Annotated in this window: 21 protein-coding genes; 10 read left to right on the plus strand and 11 right to left on the minus strand. The window is 59.2% G+C overall.

The features are described 5' to 3' along the window. Positions 1 to 38: 38 nt before the first annotated feature. Positions 39 to 923, minus strand: coding sequence for a LysR family transcriptional regulator (locus tag ACJJU9_RS20220; RefSeq protein WP_407729382.1), 885 nt, complete (start codon positions 921 to 923; stop codon positions 39 to 41). Positions 924 to 1,031: 108 nt separating this feature from the next. Here ACJJU9_RS20220 and ACJJU9_RS20225 point away from each other — a divergent pair, with 108 nt between their 5' ends. Next, positions 1,032 to 2,255 carry an MFS transporter gene (locus ACJJU9_RS20225; RefSeq protein WP_407729383.1) on the plus strand — a complete coding sequence of 408 codons (1,224 nt, stop codon included), beginning with the start codon at positions 1,032 to 1,034 and terminating at the stop codon, positions 2,253 to 2,255. A gap of 13 nt (positions 2,256 to 2,268) precedes the next feature. Next, complete coding sequence (locus ACJJU9_RS20230) at positions 2,269 to 2,664, plus strand: DUF4440 domain-containing protein (RefSeq protein ID WP_407729384.1); 396 nt, start codon at positions 2,269 to 2,271, stop codon at positions 2,662 to 2,664. 154 nt (positions 2,665 to 2,818) lie between these two features. Here ACJJU9_RS20230 and ACJJU9_RS20235 read toward each other — a convergent pair whose 3' ends face one another. The 4 genes from ACJJU9_RS20235 to ACJJU9_RS20250 form a co-directional block, all read right to left on the minus strand. Then, positions 2,819 to 3,679 (minus strand): efflux RND transporter periplasmic adaptor subunit, encoded by an 861-nt coding sequence (locus ACJJU9_RS20235; protein WP_407729385.1) that lies wholly within the window; start codon positions 3,677 to 3,679, stop codon positions 2,819 to 2,821. 10 nt (positions 3,680 to 3,689) lie between these two features. Further along, positions 3,690 to 3,890 carry a DUF1656 domain-containing protein gene (locus ACJJU9_RS20240; RefSeq protein ID WP_048368258.1) on the minus strand — a complete coding sequence of 67 codons (201 nt, stop codon included), beginning with the start codon at positions 3,888 to 3,890 and terminating at the stop codon, positions 3,690 to 3,692. Then, entirely contained in the window at positions 3,880 to 6,066 is a 2,187-nt protein-coding gene (locus ACJJU9_RS20245) for an FUSC family protein (protein ID WP_048368259.1), read from the minus strand. Before ACJJU9_RS20245 ends, ACJJU9_RS20240 begins: the two co-directional genes overlap by 11 nt. A 110-nt stretch (positions 6,067 to 6,176) precedes the next feature. Further along, the gene (locus tag ACJJU9_RS20250) at positions 6,177 to 7,688 is read right to left on the minus strand and encodes an efflux transporter outer membrane subunit (RefSeq protein ID WP_048368261.1); all 1,512 of its coding nucleotides are present in this window, start codon (positions 7,686 to 7,688) and stop codon (positions 6,177 to 6,179) included. A gap of 218 nt (positions 7,689 to 7,906) precedes the next feature. Between ACJJU9_RS20250 and ACJJU9_RS20255 the strand changes: the two genes are divergently transcribed. Then, a complete protein-coding gene (locus ACJJU9_RS20255) occupies positions 7,907 to 8,839 on the plus strand; it encodes a LysR family transcriptional regulator (protein WP_048368263.1) in 933 nt (310 codons plus the stop codon). Between the two features lie 83 nt (positions 8,840 to 8,922). Here ACJJU9_RS20255 and ACJJU9_RS20260 read toward each other — a convergent pair whose 3' ends face one another. Further along, a complete protein-coding gene (locus ACJJU9_RS20260) occupies positions 8,923 to 9,669 on the minus strand; it encodes a 3-oxoacyl-ACP reductase family protein (protein WP_273220319.1) in 747 nt (248 codons plus the stop codon). Positions 9,670 to 9,793: 124 nt separating this feature from the next. Between ACJJU9_RS20260 and ACJJU9_RS20265 the strand changes: the two genes are divergently transcribed. Together ACJJU9_RS20265 and ACJJU9_RS20270 are read left to right on the plus strand one after the other, a co-directional pair. After that, complete coding sequence (locus tag ACJJU9_RS20265; protein WP_407729386.1) at positions 9,794 to 10,717, plus strand: LysR family transcriptional regulator; 924 nt, start codon at positions 9,794 to 9,796, stop codon at positions 10,715 to 10,717. Positions 10,718 to 10,794: 77 nt separating this feature from the next. Continuing rightward, positions 10,795 to 11,784 (plus strand): 2-hydroxyacid dehydrogenase, encoded by a 990-nt coding sequence (locus tag ACJJU9_RS20270; protein ID WP_407729387.1) that lies wholly within the window; start codon positions 10,795 to 10,797, stop codon positions 11,782 to 11,784. 100 nt (positions 11,785 to 11,884) lie between these two features. On the opposite strand, the gene ACJJU9_RS20275 is transcribed toward ACJJU9_RS20270, so the two are convergent. Continuing rightward, a complete protein-coding gene (locus tag ACJJU9_RS20275) occupies positions 11,885 to 12,781 on the minus strand; it encodes a DMT family transporter (protein ID WP_407729388.1) in 897 nt (298 codons plus the stop codon). A 134-nt stretch (positions 12,782 to 12,915) separates the two neighbouring features. Between ACJJU9_RS20275 and ACJJU9_RS20280 the strand changes: the two genes are divergently transcribed. Continuing rightward, entirely contained in the window at positions 12,916 to 13,794 is an 879-nt protein-coding gene (locus tag ACJJU9_RS20280) for a helix-turn-helix domain-containing protein (RefSeq protein WP_153331685.1), read from the plus strand. 117 nt (positions 13,795 to 13,911) lie between these two features. Here the strand turns inward: ACJJU9_RS20280 and ACJJU9_RS20285 are convergent, their stop codons facing one another. The 3 genes from ACJJU9_RS20285 to ACJJU9_RS20295 all read right to left on the minus strand — a co-directional run bounded on the left by ACJJU9_RS20285 (position 13,912) and on the right by ACJJU9_RS20295 (position 18,024). Further along, positions 13,912 to 16,344, minus strand: coding sequence for a TonB-dependent siderophore receptor (locus tag ACJJU9_RS20285; protein WP_407729389.1), 2,433 nt, complete (start codon positions 16,342 to 16,344; stop codon positions 13,912 to 13,914). Positions 16,345 to 16,486: 142 nt separating this feature from the next. Beyond that, entirely contained in the window at positions 16,487 to 17,476 is a 990-nt protein-coding gene (locus ACJJU9_RS20290; RefSeq protein WP_407729390.1) for a FecR family protein, read from the minus strand. Then, the gene (locus tag ACJJU9_RS20295; RefSeq protein ID WP_407729391.1) at positions 17,473 to 18,024 is read right to left on the minus strand and encodes an RNA polymerase sigma factor; all 552 of its coding nucleotides are present in this window, start codon (positions 18,022 to 18,024) and stop codon (positions 17,473 to 17,475) included. The genes ACJJU9_RS20290 and ACJJU9_RS20295 overlap by 4 nt, the downstream gene beginning before the upstream one ends. A gap of 184 nt (positions 18,025 to 18,208) precedes the next feature. Here ACJJU9_RS20295 and ACJJU9_RS20300 point away from each other — a divergent pair, with 184 nt between their 5' ends. From ACJJU9_RS20300 to ACJJU9_RS20315, 4 genes are all read left to right on the plus strand, one after another. Further along, a complete protein-coding gene (locus ACJJU9_RS20300) occupies positions 18,209 to 18,697 on the plus strand; it encodes a sigma-70 family RNA polymerase sigma factor (protein WP_048368275.1) in 489 nt (162 codons plus the stop codon). After that, the gene (locus ACJJU9_RS20305) at positions 18,694 to 19,659 is read left to right on the plus strand and encodes a FecR domain-containing protein (protein WP_407729392.1); all 966 of its coding nucleotides are present in this window, start codon (positions 18,694 to 18,696) and stop codon (positions 19,657 to 19,659) included. The genes ACJJU9_RS20300 and ACJJU9_RS20305 overlap by 4 nt, the downstream gene beginning before the upstream one ends. A 160-nt stretch (positions 19,660 to 19,819) precedes the next feature. Beyond that, entirely contained in the window at positions 19,820 to 22,150 is a 2,331-nt protein-coding gene (gene fecA, locus ACJJU9_RS20310; protein ID WP_407729393.1) for a TonB-dependent Fe(3+) dicitrate receptor FecA, read from the plus strand. 200 nt (positions 22,151 to 22,350) lie between these two features. Further along, complete coding sequence (locus tag ACJJU9_RS20315; RefSeq protein WP_273220306.1) at positions 22,351 to 22,776, plus strand: HPF/RaiA family ribosome-associated protein; 426 nt, start codon at positions 22,351 to 22,353, stop codon at positions 22,774 to 22,776. A 78-nt stretch (positions 22,777 to 22,854) separates the two neighbouring features. Here the strand turns inward: ACJJU9_RS20315 and ACJJU9_RS20320 are convergent, their stop codons facing one another. After that, positions 22,855 to 23,355: a phosphate-starvation-inducible protein PsiE gene (locus ACJJU9_RS20320; protein WP_048390220.1), complete on the minus strand. Its 501-nt coding sequence runs from the start codon at positions 23,353 to 23,355 to the stop codon at positions 22,855 to 22,857. Positions 23,356 to 23,486: the final 131 nt, after the last annotated feature.

Below are 23,486 nucleotides of genomic sequence, written 5' to 3' on the forward strand. Positions count from 1 at the left end.
AAACAATGGCGTTATAACTTTAGTATTAATTGGGTTAGTTATCCGCGGGTCTTCATAAAATCAATAAACACGCGAACTTTCAGGGGCAAATGACGGGTGTCGGGGTACAGCGCATAGATGCCCTGGCGCGTGAGTTGCCAGCCGGGCAGCAGATGCACCAGCCTGCCGGCCTGCAAATCGTCCTCGATCAGCCAGTCCGGCAAAATCGCCACGCCTTGCCCGGTCAAGGCAAACGCTTGCAGCACCGATGAATTGTCGGCTTTAATCCGCGCATTCGCCGGGTTGGGTTGATAAGGTCGAACGCTGCCGCTGCTCAACTCGGTAATGCTCAACTCACCGACCCGCCCATGTTCCAACCACGGCGCTTGTTCAAGGGCTTGCACACTGTTGATCGGCGCCAGGCTGGCAACAAAGCCCGGCGAGGCCACCGGCAGAATCTCAAAGGTGCGCAACTGCACGGCGCGATGGCTGGAGTCGAGCACGCGGCCCAGCCGCAGGGCCACGTCAAAACGCTCTGAGATCAGGTCTGCATGGGTCGAAGAGGTCGATAGATGCACGTTCAGTTCCGGGTGCCGGGCGCGAAACAGCTCCAGCGCAGGCACCACTTTGGCCAACGCGTACTCCACCGTGGTGGTGATGCGCAGCGTGCCCTTGAGTTCGGTGTGTTCACTGCGCGCCTCGTCAATCGCCAGCCGCGCTTCTTCGAGCATGCTCAGGCAGCGCACATAGAAACGTTCGCCCGCCTCGGTCAACGCCAGCCGCCGGGTGTTGCGGATGAGCAGCGTCACCCCGAGCTCAGCCTCCAGGCGTTTGATGTTGAAGCTGACCACGGCCCGGGTCTGGCCCAGCAAATCAGCGGCTGCGGTCAATGAGCCGGCTTCGACCACGGCTTTGAAGGTGTCGAATCGATCGAGGCTGACCATGTTTAAACCCGCTGACTGTCAAAATATTTTTGACAATCTAGCAGGGCGCAGACCGTTTCTCTAAAGGAAAAAGCGACTTACTGTGCAGGCTCTTTCAAGGAGCCCCACATGGCTTACCGCAACAAACTCGCGCTGATCTATGTGCTCGGCTTTGCACTGGACCTGGTCAACATGTTCGCCGCATCGATTGCCTACCCGCAGATCGGCCAGATGCTGCACGCCTCGGTCAATCAACTGGCCTGGATCGGCAACGCCTACATGCTCGGCCTCACGCTGATCATTTTGCCCAGCGTGTGGCTGGCCTCGGTGTTTGGCGAGAAGCGCCTGATTCTTGCCTCGCTGCTGGTGTTCAGTGTCGCGTCGTGGTGTGTCGCACAAGCCGGTTCAATCGAGGCGCTGATCGGCTGGCGCTTGCTCCAGGGCCTGGGTGGCGGGTTGTTGATCCCGGTCGGCCAGGCCATGGTCTACCGGCACTTTCCGGTGCGTGAGCGGGCGCGCCTGACATCGGTGATTCTATTGGTCGCGCTGCTGGTACCGGCGCTGTCACCGGCATTGGGCGGTTGGATCGTAGAGTACGGGTCATGGCGCGGAGTGTTCTACGCTAACCTGCCGCTGGCATTACTGGCCCTGGTGCTGGCGGGTGTGTGGATCAAAGCCGAACCACGCCCCACCGAGCGCCCGGCACTCAACCTTAACAACCTGGCAACCGGCGCCCGCAGCATGGGCGGCTTGCTGAAAAGCCCGCTGTTGCGCGTCGCCATGCTGATGTACCTGTGTGTGGCGGGAATTTTTATCGGTACCCAACTGGTGAGTATTTTGTATTTGCATCAGTTGGGCTTGAGCCCTGCGCAGACCGGCGCCTTGATGCTGCCGTGGGCGCTGGCGTCGGCGCTGGGCATTATGGTGAGCCGTTATCAATTCAACCAACTGGGGCCCAAACCCTTGATGCTGCTGGGCATGGGTGCACAAGCCTTGGGCATTGGTTTGCTGATTCAAGTGGACAGTTCACACCTGTGGCTGGCGATCCCCCTGTACGCACTGATGGGATTTGGCGGCAGCCTGTGCAGCAGTACCGCGCAAAACACCGCGTTTATCGACGTCAGGCCCGAACGCATGGGGCACGCCAGCGCGCTGTGGAATATCAACCGCCAGTTGAGTTTTTTGCTCGGTCCGGCGCTGATGATGGCGTTGTTCGCCGCCTTGAGCACAATCACCTCGACGCCCCACGCCTTTGCCCTATGCTTTGCCATCGGTTGCGTATTAACCCTGGCGCCGCTTATCCCCGTGTTACGCCTCAATACTCCACACGTGCTGGCCTTGCTGGCGCCCTGATCTGGAAACTGTGATGACTGATTATTCGAGCTACTTCGACCTTGTAACCGAAACCCACGTTGAGATTGAAGGCTGGTTTTCCGGCCTGGAACCGGGCGTGTTGCCGGTGCTGCTTGCCCGTTTCTCTGCACAGTTTTCGATGATCACCCCGACCGGCAAAGTGCTGGATGCCAACGGTGTCGAAACCCTGTTTGAGCAACTGCGCGGGGCCCGCCCGGGGTTAAAAATCACCCTCAGCGAATTCCAGGGCATCGCCTTGCACGCAGAAGGCGCGGTGGTCAGCTACCGGGAGTTGCAAGAAGAACACAACGGCACCCGCACGGACCGCCGGGCCACCGTAGTGTTTGAGCGCGACGCCAGTGGCAAGGTGCTGTGGCGTCATTTGCATGAGACGTTTAGCGCGGATTAAGCGGGTATTTACCCTATTGCCAAAACCTGTAGGAGCGAGCTTGTCTCGCGATCTTTTGATCTATTACTCGCAGATAGTCATTGCGGCGTTTAAAGCCTTTTGGATAAAAATCAAAAGATCGCGAGGCAAGCTCGCTCCTACACAGTTGTGCAGCTTATTTATCGGTTTGATCAACAATCACGGTGCAGGTGGTGCCCGCCGCCAGCAGGAAGCCGTCCGGGATTTCGTCGATGTGGATGCGCACCGGCACACGCTGGGCCAGACGCACCCAGTTGAAGGTCGGGTTGACGTCCGCCACCAGTTCGCGGCTCTCGGGGTTGTCGCGGTCGTAGATACCGCGCGAGATGCTTTCTACGTGGCCTTTCAACACTTCGCCGCTCATCATTTGCAGCTCTGCGGTGTCGCCAACGTGAATGTGCGGCAGTTTGGTTTCTTCGAAGAAGCCGTAGACCCAGAACGAATCTTTGTCGATTACCGCCATTTTCGGATCGCCGACCCGTGCGTAGTCACCCGGGTGCACGTTGAGGTTGGTCACGTAGCCATCAACGGTGGCCACGACTTTGGTGCGTTTAAGGTTGAGCTTGGCCGCGTCCAGTTGCGCCTGTGCGTGCTGGTAATCAGCCAGGGCTGAATCGGCAATGTTACCGGCGTCGTCACGGTTTTCGCGGGAGATCACCAGGTTGTCCATGTCGGCCCGGCGACGGGCGTTCTGTTTTCGCATCTCCCAGGTGGCTTTGCGTGAAGCCACCAGCGACTCGGCCTGTTTGACGGCAATTTCGTAGTGCTCCGGGTCGATTTCCAGCAGTACATCGCCCTTTTTCACCAACTGGTTGTCTTTGACCGGCACGTTGACCACGTAGCCGTTGACGTCTGCGGCCACGTTGATGATATCGGCGCGGACCCGCCCGTCGCGGGTCCACGGGGTGTTCATGTAATGCTCCCAAAGGGTGCGGCCGATCCATATCGCAAGGGCCAGAACCAGCAAGGTGGCAAGCAGGCTGAAGAACTTTTTCATCGGATCAGTCTCAACGGTAAACAGTGAGCGCCATGGCGCCAAAAAGACAAATGAACAGGCTCAGGCGCAGCAGCGCCGGGTGCCAGAAGAAGCGGTACAGGTCGTAGCCGGAAAACAGTCGGTCAAAGCCCCATGCCAACCCCGCCGCGATAAAAAACATCAGGGTCATGGTGGGCATGTAGACGCCGTGGAAGGCGATTTCACGAGGCATGTTCAAGTCCTTGCGGCTGTGCAAAATGAGCCAGCGGCGATTGCGGGTCGAGCAGTGAGGTACGAATAAAGTGCAGGTAGCTTTGCACCCGGACCAACGCCGAGGTGTCGAAATTGCGCGCGAAGGGTTCGTCGGCGGCCTGCACCCGGCTGATGGCGTGATCGACCGCAATCAGCGCGCGCTCAAGGTTGTTTTCGCTGGGGGCGATAAACAAACGCACCAGCGAACGGCCCATCACGCGGATGGCTTGGCGCCAAGGCTGCGATTCGGCATACGCCGGGTGAATCGGCAAAATCGCCTGTTCTTTACGCAGCTCGATGATCGCGTGGCCCACTTCCAGTACCACAAACATCCAGCGCAGCAGTTCGCGTTGCACTTTGGGCTGACCGGCAGCCAGGCCATACGCCTGGTGCATCAGGTCGCGGGTACGGCTTTCGAGGCTGGAGCTCAAGCCGCGCAACTTGGCGCTGATGGCGTACACCACTTGTTCACGCAGGTCTTGCTCCAGACGGCTCCATAACCAGTGGCTGTTGGGCGGCAGAATGATTGCCCCGGCCGCTGCGCACACCAGCATGCCCATGACCATGGCGATGTAGTCGTTGATGAACTGGTACGGGTTGTAGATGGTCAGGTTGTCAGGCACCGAGCCGGTGCTGAAAAAGATCAGCAAGCCAAGCCCGACGCCCACGTAGTTGGCCCGCGAGGTGAGGAACGAGCCGAACACGATCACCGGGGTCAAGACCAGGCACAGCAGCGGGAAACCGTCGATGTGCGGCAGCACAAAGAACATCTCGACAAAACCCACTATCGCGCCGATAAAAGTCCCGCAGGCCATTTGAAAGGCCATGCGCTTGGGGTTGGGCGTGGCCGCTGACAAGCCGACGGTGGCGGCGGCAATCAGGGTCATCATCGCCCCGCTCGGCCAGGCCGTCAGCACCCAGTAAGTGCCCAGCACCACCAGGATAAAGGCCGCGCGGATCCCTGAAGCGGCCGCCGACCACCAGTTGGTTTGGGAGATAAAGGGTTGGTCCCAACGCTCGCGTTCGTGGGTGTGATCGGCCAGCGACGCATGGGTCAGCGCGTAGTTGTGCAAATCGTCGACAAAGCGGAACAGCAGTTCGAAAGCGGTGTTGAAGTCGAGAAACTCGGTGTCGCTGGGCTGGTTTTCGAGAAAGCTCACCCGCAGTGCGCGGACCTGGGCCGGCAGGCGGGTCTTGAACTCGGCCAATTGTTCGGCCAGCACCACGGCGTCTTTGTCGGTCAGGGAGCGGCCCGAATAGGCCTCCAACAACTGCGCGAGCAATTCCATCTCCGGCTCGACCACCGAAATCACCGAGCCCACGCCCCGCGAGCGCAACCGCGCCAGCAGTTGATGCAAGGCGTTGAAGCGCGTGGTCACGGCCATGAATTCACTGTTGAGGCGGCTCAAACGGCCGCTGCGCCGACGCATGTGCGGGTCTTCGAAAACCGTCACGCTGCGCATGCCTTCCAGGCCCACGCTCTCGCCGATAAAGCGCACATTGCTGGCTTCATAGGCTTCTTGGGTCGACTGGCCGCGCAGGCCTTCAGCGACAAATCCGGCAAACACACCAAAGCGCTTGTACAGCGCGTCATGCATCGCTGCCCCGGCGGTTTTCGGCAGGATCGCGGCGCTGACCACGGTTGAGCACAAAATGCCCAGCGAGATTTCCAGCACCCGCCACACGGCGGCCATAAACGCACCGTCCGGATGTGCCAAAGCGGGTAGCCCCACCATCGCGGCGGTGTAACCGGCCAACACGAAGCCATAGGCGCGGAAGTTACGGCAACGTGCCGCACCGGCCGAGCAGATGCCCACCCAAATCGCCAGCGAACCGAGAAACAGCACGGTGTTTTGCGCAAACAAGGCGATCAACGCCACCATCACTGCCGAACCGGTCAGGGTGCCTAGAAACCGGTAAAAGCTTTTGGCGAACACTTGGCCGCTTTGCGGCTGCATCACGATAAACACGGTGATCATCGCGGTGCGCGGTTGTGGCAATTCCAGACGCATGGCCAACCATAGGGTCAGAAATGCGGCAATCAACACTTTGAAAATATGCACCCAGGTCACGCCATCGCTGCGTGCCCAGTCAAAAAAGCCTCGGCGCCATTCCAGCGAATACAGCCAGCGTACCGGGGCGGGCAAGTGGTTCATCTACAGGCTCTCAAAAGTGTGAAACCGGAACTCGTCGTAGGAGCTGCCGAAGGCTGCGATCTTTAAAAGATCGCGAGGCAAGCTCGCTCCTACAGGGTGGGGGCGCTGCGTCATTTATTGAACAAGGCCATGACCGCCCCAGGTTTGTTCGGCGCATAACGGTCGTCTTTGGGGACGTCGCTGCCTGCTTCCAGGCCCCCGCCCAATGCCGTCACCAATTCTGCGTGAGCACTCAAGCGCGCCGCCTCGACTTGCTGCTGGACTTCTTGCTGATGGAACAGCAGGGTCTGCGCGTTGAGCACATTGAGGTAGTCGGTGAGGCCGCGCTGGTAGGCGATCATGGCGATGTCATAGGTTTTCTGCGCCGCAGCCACCGACTCGGCCGCGAACACTTGCTGCTTGTCCATGGACTCGCGTTTGATCAACTGGTCAGAGATGCCTTTGAGCGCGTTGACCAAGGTCTGGTTGTACCGGGCCACCGCCAGGTCATAACCGCCCGATGCCGCGCCCAACTCTGAGCGCAAGCGGCCGCCATCAAAGATCGGCAAGGAGATTGCCGGGCCGACGTTGTAGCTCATTTTTTGTGCCGTCAAAAAACCCAGTGCGGTGCCGCCTGTGGCCATAAAACCAAGGCTGCCGACCAAGTCCACGTTCGGGTAGAAATTGGCATGGGCAACGTCGATGCCACGGGCTTGCGCGGCCACTTCCCAACGGCTGGCAACCACGTCCGGGCGCTGGCCCAACAACTGCGCAGGTAACGTCGATGGCAGTTTGAGCACCGTGTTCAACGCCAGGGTCGGGCGTTTGAGGCGTGCGCCCTCGCCTGGGCCTTTACCGGCCAGCGCGGCCAGTTGGTTACGCGTCAGGGCGATTTCTTCTTCCAGTGCGTCGATCTGGCGATGGGTTTCGGGCAGCGGCGCTTCAGCTTGACTGACTTCAAAATGGGTGCCGATGCCGCCGTCCAGGCGTCGCTGCGCCAGGTCGCGGATCTGTTCTTGCTGGTGCAAGGTCGATTCAACAATGTCGAGTTGCGCGTAGTGCAGCGACAACTGGATGTAGGTGCGGATCACATTGTTCTGCAACTCCAGTTGCGCCTGACGCGCCTCGGCCACGCTCATGTGGGCCATGTCCACCGCTTGCTCGGTGGTATTGCTCTCGCGGCCCCACAAATCCAGCGCATAACTGAAGCCTAACTGGGCGTTGTTGTCCCACGTATTGGCACTGTCCAGACCACCGGGACCATAGAACTGGTCCGACGGCCAGCCATGCCGTTTGAGCGCCGCAGTGCCATTGACTTGCAGGGACTCGGCAGACTCGGCCACACCGGCCATGGCTTTGGCCTGCCGCACACGGGCGGCGGCGATTGCCATGGTCGGGCTACCCTGTACAGCCAGGCTGATCCAACTGTCCAATTGCGGGTCGCCATAAGCGCGCCACCATTGGGCTGTGGGCCAGTTTGCGTCTTGCGCGGCGCTTTTAATCGCCTCGTCAGTGGCCAGGGTATTGGCATTGAGCATTTCGCCCTTGGGGGCAATGCCGCCGAAACCGATACAGCCATTTAATGCCAACGATAAAGCCAGAACACTGAGGGCTTTAAGCTCTCTGCTGATGCGACGCTGCACTGCTGCAAATTCCTGACATGAGGGGAGGTATTTCGAGATAGATAAGTCTATGGCTTGGCAGGGGCAACGATAAGCTGGCATAACTGTGATTCTTTATTACCGTTCACAGAATAATCCGTAAGTCGCATGAGATCCGCTCAGTAAATCCTGAAACTTCATGTCACAATTTGTCGCTGTCTCCTTTGTTGCTGTCCCCTATACCGCCCTGAGAGCACTTCATGGACACTTTGCAAAACATGCGCGCCTTCAGTTGTGTGGCCGAAGCCGGTAGCTTTACCGCCGCGGCCGCCATGCTGGACACCACCACCGCTAACGTCTCGCGCGCGGTCTCCAACCTTGAGGCTCACCTGCAAACCCGCTTGCTCAACCGCACCACCCGGCGCATTGCCCTGACCGAAGCCGGCAAGCGCTATCTGCTGCGTTGCGAGCAAATCCTGGCGTATGTTGAAGAAGCTGAAGCCGAGGCCAGCGATGCGCACTCGCGCCCGGCCGGGCAACTGAAAGTGCACACCATGACCGGCATTGGCCATCACTTCGTGATCGACGCCATTGCCCGCTACCGCAAGACGCACCCGGACGTGACCTTCGACCTGACCTTGGCCAACCGTGTGCCGGATTTGCTCAACGAGGGCTACGACATTTCGATCGTGCTGGCCACCGAACTGCCGGACTCGGGGTTTGTGTCCCAGCGTTTGGGCATCACCTACAGCATCGTCTGCGCCTCTCCCGACTACGTGAAAGCCAACGGCAAAGCGCTCAAACCCAGCGACTTGCTCAACCACGCCTGCCTGCGCCTGGTCAGCCCGGTGATTGCCCTGGACAAGTGGGTGTTTGAAGGCCCCGAAGGCCAGGAAATGGTGTTGATCAATTCTTCGCCGTTTTTGGTCAACTCGGCCGATGCCATGCGCAACGCGATTATCAGCGGCATGGGCGTTGGCGTATTACCGCTGTACTCCGCCATCGAAGGCCTGCGCAATGGCACCCTGGTGCGGATATTGCCGCAGTACCGTTCGCAAGAGCTCAACCTGTACGCCATCTACCCATCGCGCCAATACCTGGATGCGAAGATCAAAACCTGGGTCGAGTTCCTGCGCGGCACGCTGCCCGAAATACTGACCGCGCATCAGGTAGAACTGGCTACGTACAGCTAAGGCGAACGGTGGGAGCGGGCTTGCTCGCGATCTTTTGATCTTGCACATCAAAAGATCGCAGCCTGCGGCACGCCCCACAGGTATCAGGCGCTAAAACCACCATCCGCCGTCAGGCTGGCCCCGGTGATGTAGCCACTTTCCGGACCTGCCAGGTAAGCGACAAAGCTGGCGATTTCATCTGCTTTGCCATATCGCCCAATGGCCATCAGCGGGATCAGGCTGTCAGCAAATTCGCCCGACGCCGGGTTCATGTCAGTGTCCACCGGGCCCGGCTGAACGTTGTTAATAGTGATGCCCCGCGGCCCCAAGTCGCGAGCCAGACCTTTGGTCAAACCCACCAGCGCTGATTTACTCATGGCATAAGGCCCGCCACCGGCGAATGGCATGCGCTCGGCGTTGGTGCTACCGATATTGATGATACGTCCGCCTTCAGTCATGTATTTAGCCGCCGCCTGAGTGGCCACAAATACGCTGCGCACGTTGATGGCCAAGGTGCGATCAAAATCTTCCAGACTGAAATCTTCCAGCGGCCCGACGGCCAGTATGCCCGCGTTGTTTACCAGAATATCCAGACGTCCGAACGCTTTGACAGTGGCATCAACGGCGTCACGAATCGCTTGGGCATCGGCGCTGTCAGCATGAATGGCCAAAGCTTTACTGCCGCTGGCAATCAGGCTGTTTTGCAGTTCTTGGGCCTTGTTGGCCGAACTGACGAAGGTAAACGCAACGCTCGCACCTTGTTCAGCCAGACGTTTGACAATGGCGGCACCGATGCCGCGTGAACCGCCCTGGATCAAAGCGACTTTGCCGTGAAGGTTTGCTGTGCTCATGAGTAGCTCCCAACGTGCAAGGCGAGATTGCCTTGTCGATGGAGCCAGTATCGACCTCGTCTACCCGGCTGAGTAGACCGTGATTGCTATAGTCTGTGTAAACCAAAAGTTGTGAGTTTTGCCCATGGAAAGCTTTAGCAGTATCGAATGTTTCGTTCGTAGCGCCGAAGTCGGAAGTTTTGCTGAAGCTGCCCGGCGACTGGGCCTGACCCCGGCCGCAGTGGGTAAAAGTGTTGCCAAGCTGGAGGCTCGGGCAGGTGTTCGCTTGTTCCAGCGAAGTACCCGCCGTCTGACCCTGACAGAAGCCGGCAAGGTGTTTTTGGCCGAAGTGGGGCCAAGCCTGACGACGATCCAGAACGCGGTAGCCAACTTGGCCAGCGCTGAGGGGCGCCCCGTCGGCACACTCAAGGTCAGCATGGGGGTACTCACTGGGGTGATGTATGTGGTGCCGTTGCTTGGCGAGTTTTTGCGCCGTTACCCGGCGATCACGCCCGACTGGCACTTCGATAACCGCCAGGTTGATCTGATCGGCCAAGGGTTTGATGCCGCCATAGGGGGCGGCTTTGAGCTGCCGCAGGGCGTCGTCGCACGCAGGCTCACGCCCGCCCATCGCGTGTTAGTAGCATCTAGCAATTACCTTTCACAACACCCGAGTATCCTGACGCCCGCTGACTTGGAGCACGGTGATGGCATCTTGATCCGCTCCCCGCAAACCGGTCGTATCCGCACGTGGCAATTAACCAGCCGCATGCATGAGCATGCGCCCCTGAGCCTCAGGGCGCGGATGACCATGAGCGACTCGCAAGCCGCCTGCGTCGCAGCATCCCAGGGCCTTGGTATCGCCCTGGTGAGCATGCCGTTCGCCGTGCCCTACCTGCACAGTGGCGAACTGGTGCGCGTACTGCCTGACTGGTATGTCGATGATGGAATCATTTCGATCTACTACGCCGAGCACAAATTACTGCCCGGCAAGACCCGGGCATTTGTCGATTTCATCATCGAGCAATTTGCCGAATTGGGCTTGGCGCAGCGCTTCAGCGCAATCTGAAAACGCCAAGGCGCTGCAAAAAATGGCAATGAATGTTAGCGTGCTTACATTCCCGACAGCCGACGAGCCTTGTACCGATGAGTCTTTCTAATACCAAGAAAACCGTACTTGCCTTCAGCCGCGTCACGCCAGCAATGGTCGAGCGCCTGCGAGAGGATTTCAACGTCATCGTGCCTGACCCCAAGCTGGGCGATATCAATGCTCAGTTTGAGGAAGCCCTGCCCCACGCCCATGGCTTGATCGGCGTTGGCCGCAAGCTGGGTCGCAAGCAGTTGGAAAACGCCAAGAACCTTGAGGTGGTGTCTAGCGTCTCGGTGGGTTACGACAATTACGACGTCGATTACTTCAACGAACGCGGGCTGATGCTTACCAACACCCCGGACGTGCTGACCGAAAGCACCGCCGACCTGGGTTTTACCTTGATCATGAGCGCCGCTCGCCGCGTGGCAGAGCTGGACGCCTGGACCAAGGCTGGTGAATGGAAAGCCAGCGTAGGGCCAGCCTTGTTCGGCACCGATGTGCACGGCAAAACGCTGGGTATCGTCGGCATGGGCAATATCGGTGCCGCCGTTGCCCGTCGTGGCCGCCTGGGTTTCGGCATGCCGATTCTGTACAGCGGCAACAGCCGCAAGACGGAACTTGAGCAAGAATTGGGCGCACAGTTCCGCACGCTGGATCAGTTGCTGGCCGAGGCTGACTTCGTCTGCCTGGTGGTGCCGCTGAGCGAGAAAACCAAGCACTTGATCAGCGAGCGCGAACTGAACCTTATGAAGAAAAGCGCGATTCTGGTGAACATCTCCCGTGGCCCGGTGGTAGACGAAGCGGCGCTGGTTCACGCCCTGCAAAACAACACCATCCGCGGTGCAGGTTTGGACGTGTACGAGAAAGAGCCTTTGGCCGAGTCACCGTTGTTTTCCCTGAAAAACGCCGTGACCTTGCCTCACATCGGCTCGGCCACAGAAGAAACCCGCGAAGCCATGGCCAACCGTGCGTTGGCGAACCTGCGCAGCGCCTTGCTCGGCGAACGCCCGCAAGATCTGGTCAACCCGCAGGTATTCAAAGGCTAACCTGTATCCACCAATCAGTCCCCTCTCCCTCCGGGAGAGGGCCAGGGTGAGGGGCTTTTGATCTTCAAAGGCAAAAGCCCGCGCCTGAAATTTAACGTTATCAGGCCAGTTTGGCTGTCATCGGCACGAGCTTGGGTTTGCGAAACACCAGCACATTGCCCAGCATCACCAGAACCAGCCCGGCCAGCGCGGGGGCTGTCCACTGGTAGCCTTCGACAAACGCCGACACGTTCAGCGCCACCAGCGGGAACAGCACCGTGCAATACGCCGCGCGCTCCGGGCCCATGCGCCCGACCAGGGTCAGGTACGCGGTAAAGCCAATCACCGAGCCCGGGATCACCAGGTACAACAGCGAGCCGATGTAGCGCGTGTTCCATTCCATGTCGAACGGGATGCCGTTAAACGCGCAGTACACCGCCAGCATGCCCGCGCCATACAACATGCCCCAGGCATTGGTGGTCAGCGGCTTGAGCCCGGCTTTTTGTTGCAGGCTGGAGAGCATATTGCCCGCCGAAAAACACATCGTGCCGATCAGGGCCAGGCCCAGCCCCAGCAAGGTTTGTGGTGTCGCGGTGTGCCCGCTTAGTTCCGGCCAGAACAGCAGCGCCAGACCGAGCAAACCCAATGCTCCGCCGGCAATCACGTTACGGGCGATTTTCTGTTTGAAGAAGACCCGCGCATTCAAGGCGTTCCACAAGGTAGCCGTGGAGAACACCACAGCAATCAACCCCGTCGGCACCCACTGGCTGGCGGTCAAAAAACACATGAAGTTCACGCAAAACAGGCACAAGCCCTGAGCCAGGCAGATCAAGTGCCCGCGCTTGTTCATCACTTGCAGCTTGCGACTGAGCAACAACACGGCAAACAACACCAGCGCCGCCAGCCCAAAGCGATAAACAATCGATACCGGAATGGCGACAACGCCCAATTGCAGTTTGAGGGCGATCCACGTGGTGCCCCAGATCAAAACCGTTAACACATACAAAAACAGATTCATGGCGCACTCCCGTCAATGGCTTGCAGTGTGTGGCCCTGCGTTGTGCGGCACTTGCAGATTCTTGCGCTTTTATTTGCCCGGGGCTGGCAGGCGGCCTGTGACGGAGTAGGATGCAAGGCGTTGGAGAATTGACCATGCACACACTGCACACCCTGCACGTTTTTCAAGCCATGGGCAGCTCGCCCAATGCCCGACTGGAGCACAGCGCCGAACTGGGTGACGGCATGGCTGCGGCGCTGTGGAGCAACCATCACGACGCGCGCAGCTACGAGGCGCCGACGCATCACACCTTGTCGTGCTACATCTCGGGCGGCACGGGCACCTTTCGTCGCGAAAAACCGGGCAGCAAAGGCTCGCCGGGCAAGCTCTGCGTGCTGCCCGCCGAACATCAATCGTCGTGGATCATCAATGGCGAAATTCGCCTGGCGCACGTGTATGTCAGCCAGGAGCAATTCGCCCTGGGTTGCATCACCCTGCTCGACCGCGAACCGCGCAGCCTGCAACTGCGCGAAATCACCTTTCAAGAAGACGAGCAGCAAAGCCTGCGCTTTCATCAGTTGATCAACCTGAACTGGAGCGAGCCGGGCGAACGCCTGCTGACCAGCAGCCTGGCCAGCACTCTGCTCGACCATGCGTTGCTCAATCAGGTGGGCATGCGCGACGGGCTGCAACTTAAAGGCGGATTGGCCGCCCATCAGCGTCGCCACCTGGTTGAGAGCATTGAGCACTCATTGGCCGAGCCGCTCAGCATCGGGCAACTGGCGGCGCAATGCGCGCTGTCGCCCTACCACTTTGCGCGCATGTTCCGTGAAAGCTTCGGTGTGCCGCCGCATCAATACGTGCTGGCCCGACGCATGGCCCGCGCGCGCGAGCTATTGCGCAACAGCTCGCTGGCGCTGGGCGACATCGCCCTGGCCTGCGGCTTTGCCAGTGCCAGCCATTTCACCAACCGGTTCAAGCAAAGCATGGGCGCCACGCCGGGGGAGTACCGGGCGGCTTTTGTAAAGTTGTAGGTGCGAGCTTTTAAAGATCAAAAGATCGAGAGGCAAGCTCGCTCCTACAGCAGGGCGCCCATCCCCGTAGTCGTTGACGAGCACCGCGAGGCTACGTCCGGCCAAAAATCGCAGGGCTTAAAACTCCAGGGTGCTGGACAGCGTGAACTGGCGCGAATCTCCGATCGAGACGAAGGTACGGCTGGCCGCCGAGGTGTAGTAAGTGCGGTCAAAGAGGTTTTTGACGTTGAACTGGAATTTGACCTTTTGCCCTTCAATGCGGGTGTCGTAGGTGGCAAAGGCATCGGCCACGGTGTACGACGGCAGGTCGAAGTCGTTCAGCGCATCGCCCGCCCGTTCGCCCACATAACGGGCACCCGCACCGACCCGCAACCTGTCACCGCCAATGATGTTGCCGAAGTCATACACTGCCGACACCGAGCCGCTGTTTTTGGCCACGTTCTGCAAGCGCATGCCTTGGTAGGTGTTGTCTTTGGTCACTTCAGCATCGGTGTAGGCGTAGCTGCCAATCAGGCTCCAGTTGTCACTCAACTGACCGCTGACGTCCAGTTCCAGGCCACGTGAGCGAACCTGGCCCGCAGTCGAGTAAACGGTGTCTGCGCCCACGGTTGTCGACACCAGTACGTTACGTTTTTTAATGTCGTACAACGCCACCGTGCCGGTAATGCGTCCCGGAATGTCCAGCTTGGCGCCCAGTTCCCACGATTTTGACTGCTCAGGAGCAATGGCCGAGTCGAGTACCACGCCGCCATCCAGCGGGGCGATGCTGGAGTTGGGCTTGAACGATTCGGTGTAGCTGCCGTAGAACGACAACTCATCGGTGTAGCGGTACACCAGCCCTGCACGCGGAATCCATTTAACCCCGTTGGTATCCGTACTGGCCTTGAACGGGATGGCTTTACCCGCCAATTGGTCGTACTTCTGGAAACGCGCACCCGCCACCAGAATCCATTGATCGGTGAGGTGAATGGAGTCTTGTGCAAATAACGAATCGCTGCGCAGCAGGTCAGTCTGGTTGCTGTCCTTGGCGCTGACCGTGGTGCCCGCCACTTCATTGCCGTACACCGGATTGAGGTAGCTGAAGGTGGACTTGCTGTTTTGGCGGATCAATTCAGCCCGGTAGATTTTGCGGTATTCGTCATCCAGGCCAAACACCAGGTCATGCTGCATACCGGCCGCCTGAACTTTGCCTTGCAGGCTGACCGTAGAAAAGCGGTCGGTGGTGAGGGCGCCCTTGGTGCCGTCCATGCTGCGGGTCAAGGTACCGTCCGAGTTGACCTTGGTCACACGCACTTGGCTGGCGTCGTAGGTTTCGCGGTTCCAGCTGTAGCCGAAGTGGGCTTTCCAGTCGTCGTTGAGGTCATGATCGACTTCAAAGCGGTACAGGTCCGAACGTCCTTCCATGTTGTTGAAAGGCTCATCAAGACGGCGCGTGGCCGGGATGTCCAGCGGATGGTTGGTCGCAGGGTTGATCGCCGTGCCACGGTCAAATGGCGAGAGGAATTCGCGGTGTTCGTAGGCCATTAACACTTGAGTGTTGTCGCCGTACCAAGCCAGCGACGGCGCCACGAGGGTTTCGCGGTGCACGCCAAAGTTGCGCCAGTAATCTTCGTCTTCGTGGTCGACGATCATCCGGTAAGCCAGCCCCGAATCACCCAAAGGGCCAGTACTGTCCAGGCTGCCACCGCTGCCGTTTTTACCCGAGCCATAGCTCGAACCGCGCACGGTCACGGCGTTGTACTGCTCCAGCAACGGTTTTTTGCTGACCACGTTGACCACGCCACCCGGGTCTTGAATGCCGTAGAGCAACGAAGCCGGGCCTTTAAGCACCTCGACCCGCTCAGCGGTGGCATTCAGCGCCCGCCCCTGCACGATGGGCATGCCGTCACGCATGATCGAGCCGTCGCGGTTGTCACCAAAACCGCGCTTCATCACCGAGTCCTGGGTGCTGCCCAGCGTATTGCCCTGAGTAATACCGCTGATGTTGTTCAGGGCGTCATCGAGGTTGCGTGGCGCCTGATCGCGAATCACCTGCGCGGGCACCACGTTGATGGTTTGCGGGGTTTCCATGGACGAACCCGTGCCGCGCATCACCGATGACGTGGCGGGAGGCTGATAGGTGGTGTCGTTTTGCATCTGCGAGGTAATGCTGGTCGCCCCCAGATTCAGCGCATCTCCGGTCGGCTGCGGCTCAAGGGCGAAGGTGGTGGCGTCAATGCGGCGGACGTTGAAGCCCGAATGCGCCAGCAGCTGTTGCAAGGCCTGATCTGCACTCAGGCGACCTTTAATGGCCGGTGCTTGCAGACCAAAGGGCGCCTCGTCGGTGTAGACCACACTGAGGCCGGTCAAGCGGCTGAAATCGTTTAATGCTTGGGGCAATGCCTTGGCCGGCAGATTGAAATCAAACAGCGCCACGGGTTGCTGCTGCGCAACCTCTTGCGCCAACGCCACGCTCAACGGGCTGAGTGCCAGACCTGCCATCACCAACGCAGACGCGCCCATCCACTGCTTTACCGAACCGCCTGCCGCCGACCTTGCCCTGGACTTCATGCTCATGACCTGTGTATGACTTGTTACGGAATACGAATTTTTCGCATTTTCAAGCACTACACGGATGGGCTCAGGGTTTACCTCACCTGTTGTTGAAAAATAATTTTAACTACCACGATTAAAAGCCCACATCGGCAGATAATCAGCGCAGAACAATCACCTTCCCGAACAGGTTGTGCTGTTCAAACCCGAGCACGCCTTGCAGGGAGTTAATCACTGTTTGCGGGTCCTGGCTGGGGAAGCTGCCGCTGATACGCCGTTCACCCAACTGCGCATTCAGCAGCACAATTTGCCCGGGGTAATAACGCTTGAGGTCGGCCACGACATCGGCCAGCGGGGTTTTGTAGTACGTCAGCCAGCCCGTGCGCCAGCCCAGTTGTGCAAGGCTGTCGACGCGGTGCACGGTGTCTGCCGTGCCTGCGGCGTAGGCCACTTGTTGATCGGCAGTCAGAATCTGCTGCGGTGCCTGTTTGTCCGCCTTGACCCCGACCCGCCCGGACAACACCGTGACCTGCGCGCCGCCGGGTTGTAAACGAACCTCAAACTCGGTGCCCAGCACCCGCGCTTCGCCGCCGTCGGCATCCACCACAAATGGCTGGCCGGTGTGAGTGACGTGAAAAAACGCCACACCCCGGCGCAATTCGACATGCCGCTCGTTCCCACTGAAGTTCACGGCAATGGCGCTGTCGGCCCCCAGCGTCACTTCGGATCGATCGGCCAGGGTCAGGGTTCGCACTTGCCCCGGCGCACTGACGTAATCGGCACCCAGATCATTTAGCCAGCGCATGGGCTGCCAACCGGCGAACACCCCGACCATCAGCAATAGGCAGGCAGCCACGGCCAGGCCGCTGGACCAGCGTGCCAGGCGATGACGACGGCTAACGTTCATCTGCGACAGGTAGCGTTGCATCACCAGCGCTTCTTCATTGGCCAAGGTGTTGCCCGCCACTTCGCTCAACTCCCACACCACTTGCGCCTGCGCGTAGGCCTCAGCATGGGCCGGGTCTGCTTGCAGCCAGCGGCTGAAGGTGGCCTGGTCGCCGCTGTCGGGCTGATCATGCAGCACGCTCAGCCATTGCAGCGCGGTGCGCTCCTGCTCGGGTGTCACCTGGATCTTCGAATGTTGAGTCACGATGCTGTCCCTGGCGGCTCTCGCAAGCTGGCCTTGCAGGCCTCTAGGGCGCGCATCATATGTTTTTCGACGGCACTTTGGGACACGCCCGTGACCTTGGCGATCTCGGCATAAGTGCGGCCATGAATGCGATTGAGCAAAAAGATGTGCCGGGTGCGCTCTGGCAGGTTGCGCAACGCCGCCTCGACCTGGCGCAAATCATTGCCCGCCTCCAGCGCCGCCTGCGGCTCACAGCCTTGGGCGTCAGGCTCGGCCTGCCAATGCTGGTTGAGCCGGTCGCGGCTGCCTTCGCTGCGCAGATGATCGATGGCAATGTTGCCCGCGCAACGCAGTAAATAAGTGCCCAGTTCCTCGACCTGAACCAATGGCCGTCGCCAGAACCGCAAAAACAAATCCTGAACCAGATCGGCGGCCGTGGCCCGACAGCCCACGCGGCGGCTGACCAGCGCTTCCATTTGTGGGCGCTGGGATAAAAACACCTGCAGAAAATGCGCACGTCCATGGCGCGATTCACTGCCAGGTCCATCCTTGAGTTCGGGAGGGTTCATGGGCGTCGAGGCGGGAAGTCAAAAAGAAGGCGGATATTAATGATAAATATTCTCATAGGCAAAAGCAGATGACGGGCTGTGCTGAATCCTTTGATCAAGGGTGATTGCTCAATCCAATCCCTCGCCACTACAATGCGAACAATTCTTGTTCTCTAAAGCGCCTTCTGCGCAGCTGGAGTGGTCGTTGCCCCCGTCAAACACCGTCGAGGTTCTCTATCAGGACCACCACAGCTGGCTCACCGCCTGGCTGCGGCGCAAGCTGGGTTGCCCGCAAGGCGCTGCCGATCTGGCGCAAGACACCTTTATGCGGCTGCTGACCGCCCGCGAAACACCGACCATTGCCGAACCCCGGGCTTTTTTGACCGTGGTCGCCAAGCGCGTGCTGTTTAACCACTATCGTCGCCAGGAGCTGGAGCGCGCCTATTTGCAGGCGCTGGCAGAGCTGCCCGAGACGCTGGTGCCGTCTGAAGAAGACAAAGCCATCATCCTGCAAACCCTCGCCGAGCTGGATCAATTGCTCGACGGCCTGCCCTCGCCGGTCAAGCGTGCCTTTTTGCTGGCACAGGTCGATGGCCTGAGCTATGCCGAGATCGGCGCGCAACTGGGCATTTCGATTGCCACGGTTAAACGCCACCTGAACAAAGCCGCCCTGCGCTGCTACTTCGCCCTGTGAACGGCGCCTTTAATCATCCGCCAGACATCACCCCGGGGGTCGCCGAGCAAGCGGTGAGCTGGCTGGTGGAAATGCAGGGCGGCGCGCTCAGCCCCCGGCGCCAGCAAGCCTGGGAGCATTGGCTCCAGGCCCACAGCGAACACCAACGCGCCTGGGAGCATATTCAGCGGGTCAACCAACGCTTGCGCGGGTTGTCCTCGCCCCTGGCCCACGCCGCGTTGAACGCGCCGAAAAGCAGCAGCCGTCGTCATGCCCTCAAGCTGTTGCTGTTGTTAGGCGCGGGCTCGGCACTGACCTACGGCCTACGCGACCAATTGACGATCACCCCGCTGCTGGCGGATTACAGCAGCCCGGTCGGCCAGCGTCGCAAAGTGCAGTTACAAGATGGCAGCCTGATCCAGCTCAACACCGCCAGCTCGGTGGATGTGAACTTCAACGCCCAGCAGCGCGTGATTCGTCTGCTGGAGGGCGAGATGCAGCTGATTACCGCTAAAGATCCCCGGCCTTTGCAGGTACTCACCGCAGACGGCCTGTTACAGCCGCAGGCCGCGCGCCTGAACCTGCGTCAATTCAATAACCGCACCGAACTGGCCGTGTTTGACGGCCGGGTTGCGCTGTCACCGGCCGATCACACCGGCGGCCCGTTGTGGGTAAACGCCCATCAGCAAGTGAGCTTTAACCGCTTGGCCTGGAGCACTCCGCAGGCGCTGGACGCTGGCAGCGGCGCCTGGACTGACGGCATGCTGGTGGCCGCACATATGCGCCTGCAAGACTTTCTGGCCGAACTGGGCCGCTACCGCCGCGGCCAACTCAATTGCGACCCCAAAGTCGCTGAGTTGCTGATCTCCGGCACTTACCCGATAGACGACAGCGAGCGGATCCTTAGCCTGCTGGAAATCAGCCTGCCGGTGCGGGTCAGACGCTTTACCCGGTATTGGGTGACAGTCGAGGCGCGTGCGTAACCCCCTGTAGGAGCGAGCTTGCCTCGCGATCTTTTGATCTTTTAAAAGATCGCGAGGCAAGCGATGTGTGCTTATTTCAAAGAACGTGAGCTGTTTTTAAATCTGGCGTGACAGAGAAGGTAAGCCACTTCGATTTATCCCTTCTTCTCAGGACTTTTTCATGCCCGCTCAGCCGTTCCGTCTTACGTCCCTGGCCAGTGTGTTACTGGGTGCCAGCCTCAGCTTCAACGCCGTTGCCGAGCCTGACGCCAAGCACTATCACATCGCGCCCTCCTCTCTGGAAAACGCGCTGAATCAGTTTGGACGTGAAGCCGGGGTGCTGATTTCGTTCAGTTCGGCCGCCGCCAGCGGCCTACAAAGCCACGGCCTGGAAGGTAACTTCAACCCGGAGCAAGGCTTGCAAACGTTACTCGAAGGCACCGGCCTGCAAGCCCGTTCAGAAGGTGAAGGGGCCTTTAGCCTGCAACCGGCACCCGCTGCTGACGCCCCGCACAGTATCGAATTGGGCGCTTCCAGCGTGGTCGGTGACTGGCTGGGCGATGCCGAGCAAATCAACGTGTTCGAGCATCCGGGCGCCCGTGACGTGATCCGCCGCGAAGAGTTCGAACGCCAGGGCGCCACATCTGCCCGCGAGGTACTCAACCGCATCCCCGGCGTCAACGCCCCGGAAAACAACGGCACCGGCAGCCATGACATGGCCCTCAACTTCGGCATACGCGGCCTCAACCCGCGTCTGGCCACGCGCTCGACGGTGTTGATGGACGGCATCCCGGTGCCGTTTGCGCCGTACGGTCAGCCTCAGTTGTCTTTTGCCCCGGTAAGCATGGGCAACATGGACGCGGTGGATGTGGTGCGCGGCGGCGGTGCCGTGCGTTATGGCCCACAAAACGTGGGCGGTATCGTCAACTTTGTGACCCGCGCAATTCCCGTGGAGCCGACGGTCAAAGTGGGCGTTCAGACCGAAACCAGCCCGTCGTCCACCCAGGACGGCTTCAAGAAAACCGCCAACCTGCTGGCAGGCGGCACGGCCGACAATGGCCTGGGCGGCGCCGTGCTCTACTCCGGAACCCGTGGCAGCGACTGGCGCGAACACAGCGACACGCGCATCGATGACCTGATTCTCAAGGGCAACTACCAGCTCGACGAAGCCAACAGTTTCAACGCCATGGCCCAGTACTACGACGGCGAAGCCCAAATGCCGGGCGGCCTGAGCACCGCGGCTTACAAGGCTGATCCGTATCAATCGACCCGCCCGAACGACAAGTTCTGGGGCCGCCGTACGCTGGTCAACTTTGGTTATCGCTACCAGGAAGACCGCCGCGAGTTCACGGTGAACAGCTTCTTCACCAAAACCCTGCGCAGCGGGTATCTGGATCAAGGCACCTTCCTCTCGCTGTCACCCCGCGAGTACTGGGTGCGCGGGGTTGAAACGCGCCTGGCCCAAGGCTTTGACCTGGGCAGCAGCGTGCACGAAGTGGGCGTGGGCTATCGCTATATCAACGAAGCCGGGCACGAGTTGCGCTACCGCACGCCTATCGCTGACAACCAACTACCGACCACCAGCAGCCGCAACGACCGCGACACCCGCGGCGCCACCGAAGCGCACGCCTTTTTCATCGACGACAAAATCGATATCGGCAAGTGGACATTCACGCCCGGCATTCGCTACGAAATGATCGAACAGCAGCAAACCAATCTGCTGACCCACGTGAAATATAAAGGCGATTACAACACGCCGTTGCCTGCACTCAACGTGATGTACCACGTCACCGACAGCTGGAATATTTACGCCAACACCGAAGGCTCATTCGGCAGCGTGCAGTACAGCCAGATGCCGAATCGGGTCACTGGCGGCGAAGTAAAACCTGAAAAAGCCCGTACCTGGGAACTGGGCACACGCTACGACAATGGCAACCTGCGCGCGGAGATCGGCGCATTTCTGATCAACTTCAACAATCAATACGACAGCAACCAGACCACCGACACCGTGATCGCCCGGGGGAAAACCCGCCATCAAGGCATCGAAGCCAGCGTCAACTATGCGCTCGAAGGCTTGAGCCCTGAACTGGCCGGTTTCGACGTGTATGCCACCTACGCCTATGTTGACGCGACCATCCGCGAAGATGGGCCGAACAAAGGCAATCGTGTGCCGTTCTCCTCGAAAAACAAAGGCAGCCTTGGCGTTGCTTACACCCAAGGCCCGTGGAAGGCCAATCTGGACAGCACCTTCCAGAGCAACCAGTTCGCTGACAACGCCAACACCCGCACTGAAAGCGCTGACGGCAGCACCGGCCTGATCCCCGGCTACATGCTCTTCAGCACCCGCGTTGGCTACGATTTCGGCCATCAACTGTCTGACCTGAACGTCGCCGTCGGGGTTAAAAACATCTTCAACCACGAGTACTACACACGCTCATTTGACGACAACAACAAGGGCAAATACGTGGGCGAACCTCGTACCGTGTACGTCCAGACCTCTGTTGCATTTTGATATAAATCGGCCATGGCCCGCACACGCGGGCCTTTGTCCCTGTCAAAGACTGACGCGGATCAGGGCCAATGATTGTTCCTGAAAATAGTGCTTGAAATATTTGCTCATCGGCTCAAACACTGTAGGTGAGCGCTGACGATGAACCTTTGAGTCGCGAGGCCGTCACAACTCACACGAGCACGCTAGATAAGGGAAGCATTATGCAAACTGAAGTCTTTTCCGATAAAAACATCGCTGTTGACGCACGCACCCAGAATTGGGTGACAGCTACAGTTGAAGTTACGCTCGAGCGTTACTTGTTAGACCTGACTCGAGTCATCGTGCATGTCACCGATGAGAATGGCGGCAAGTCCGGTCCAAAAGACAAACGCTGCAAAATGGAGGCTCGTCCAAAAGGTCACCAACCGATTCTGGTATCCCACGACGCTGATGAACTGACACTCGCCGTTGAAGGGGCTGCGACAAAACTGAAGCACGCTCTGGAGCATTTGTTCGGCAAGCAGCGTGGTAAACACGCAGCCAAACTGCCCGTTGAAGGGTTCGGAGAGAAAGAGCACAAAACCAGTGCTGACGCTTTGCTCGAAGAAGAATTCCTGGAAAAAGAACAGGCCGCACTCAACAGCTGATTCAGCGCCAAGGGCGCACTAAAAAAGGGCGGACTTACTTCGGTAAGCCCGCCCTTTTTTGTGGTGCTTGTCGCCAGATTACAACTCGCCCTTCTCCACCTCCGGGTGCTCGCCAGAACCGGCGCCGGTCTTACGATGGGGGTTTTCGATCTTCACTGAGGGGAACTGCGAGGACGCATAGCGCACCACCAGAATCGCAAACGCCAGCAGCAGAATCGCCCCGGTCAGGTACACCACGCCCATGTCCGGCGGGTTGTGGTGCGAAACGTTGGAAATCAGCAAGCGGGTCAGCGCCGTGATCGCCACGTAAATCAGGAAACGCACGGGCATGTGATTGGTCTTGAAATAAATCCCGACCATCGCCCCCAGTTCCAGGTAGATAAACAGCAGCAGAATGTCGTCGATGGTGATATTGCCCTTCTCCACCATCTGCAGAAATTCCATCACCGCCGCCCAAGCAGTGACAGCACCAATGGCGAACAAGGCCAGGTAGTGGAAGGTTTCAACGAACAAATTGCCCATCGATTCGGCCAGCTCATGGACCCGGCGACGTAGCTTCTCAGCTTTGTTTACTCTCACGATGCAGCTCCTTGAGTCGATTAAAACGGATCATCCGCGATGAACGTGACGCTTTCTGCATGCAGAAAAAAGGCCAGTCACCGCCAGTGAGATGATGGCCAGCCGCGATTAGACACGTCCCCTGCCATTTG

Origin of the sequence: Pseudomonas helleri (genome assembly GCF_045830615.1) — a bacterium.
Classification (GTDB): Bacteria; Pseudomonadota; Gammaproteobacteria; order Pseudomonadales; family Pseudomonadaceae; genus Aquipseudomonas; species Aquipseudomonas helleri.

Excerpts from the sequence above, each read along its gene's own strand:
- ACJJU9_RS20220 (WP_407729382.1), bottom strand. The coding sequence starts at position 923 with ATGGTCAGCCTCGATCGATTCGACACCTTCAAAGCCGTGGTCGAAGCC.
- ACJJU9_RS20225 (WP_407729383.1), top strand. The coding sequence starts at position 1,032 with ATGGCTTACCGCAACAAACTCGCGCTGATCTATGTGCTCGGCTTTGCA.
- ACJJU9_RS20230 (WP_407729384.1), top strand. The coding sequence starts at position 2,269 with ATGACTGATTATTCGAGCTACTTCGACCTTGTAACCGAAACCCACGTT.
- ACJJU9_RS20235 (WP_407729385.1), bottom strand. The coding sequence starts at position 3,679 with ATGAAAAAGTTCTTCAGCCTGCTTGCCACCTTGCTGGTTCTGGCCCTT.
- ACJJU9_RS20240 (WP_048368258.1), bottom strand. The coding sequence starts at position 3,890 with ATGCCTCGTGAAATCGCCTTCCACGGCGTCTACATGCCCACCATGACC.
- ACJJU9_RS20245 (WP_048368259.1), bottom strand. The coding sequence starts at position 6,066 with ATGAACCACTTGCCCGCCCCGGTACGCTGGCTGTATTCGCTGGAATGG.
- ACJJU9_RS20255 (WP_048368263.1), top strand. The coding sequence starts at position 7,907 with ATGGACACTTTGCAAAACATGCGCGCCTTCAGTTGTGTGGCCGAAGCC.
- ACJJU9_RS20260 (WP_273220319.1), bottom strand. The coding sequence starts at position 9,669 with ATGAGCACAGCAAACCTTCACGGCAAAGTCGCTTTGATCCAGGGCGGT.
- ACJJU9_RS20265 (WP_407729386.1), top strand. The coding sequence starts at position 9,794 with ATGGAAAGCTTTAGCAGTATCGAATGTTTCGTTCGTAGCGCCGAAGTC.
- ACJJU9_RS20270 (WP_407729387.1), top strand. The coding sequence starts at position 10,795 with ATGAGTCTTTCTAATACCAAGAAAACCGTACTTGCCTTCAGCCGCGTC.
- ACJJU9_RS20275 (WP_407729388.1), bottom strand. The coding sequence starts at position 12,781 with ATGAATCTGTTTTTGTATGTGTTAACGGTTTTGATCTGGGGCACCACG.
- ACJJU9_RS20280 (WP_153331685.1), top strand. The coding sequence starts at position 12,916 with ATGCACACACTGCACACCCTGCACGTTTTTCAAGCCATGGGCAGCTCG.
- ACJJU9_RS20285 (WP_407729389.1), bottom strand. The coding sequence starts at position 16,344 with ATGAAGTCCAGGGCAAGGTCGGCGGCAGGCGGTTCGGTAAAGCAGTGG.
- ACJJU9_RS20295 (WP_407729391.1), bottom strand. The coding sequence starts at position 18,024 with ATGAACCCTCCCGAACTCAAGGATGGACCTGGCAGTGAATCGCGCCAT.
- fecA (WP_407729393.1), top strand. The coding sequence starts at position 19,820 with ATGCCCGCTCAGCCGTTCCGTCTTACGTCCCTGGCCAGTGTGTTACTG.
- ACJJU9_RS20315 (WP_273220306.1), top strand. The coding sequence starts at position 22,351 with ATGCAAACTGAAGTCTTTTCCGATAAAAACATCGCTGTTGACGCACGC.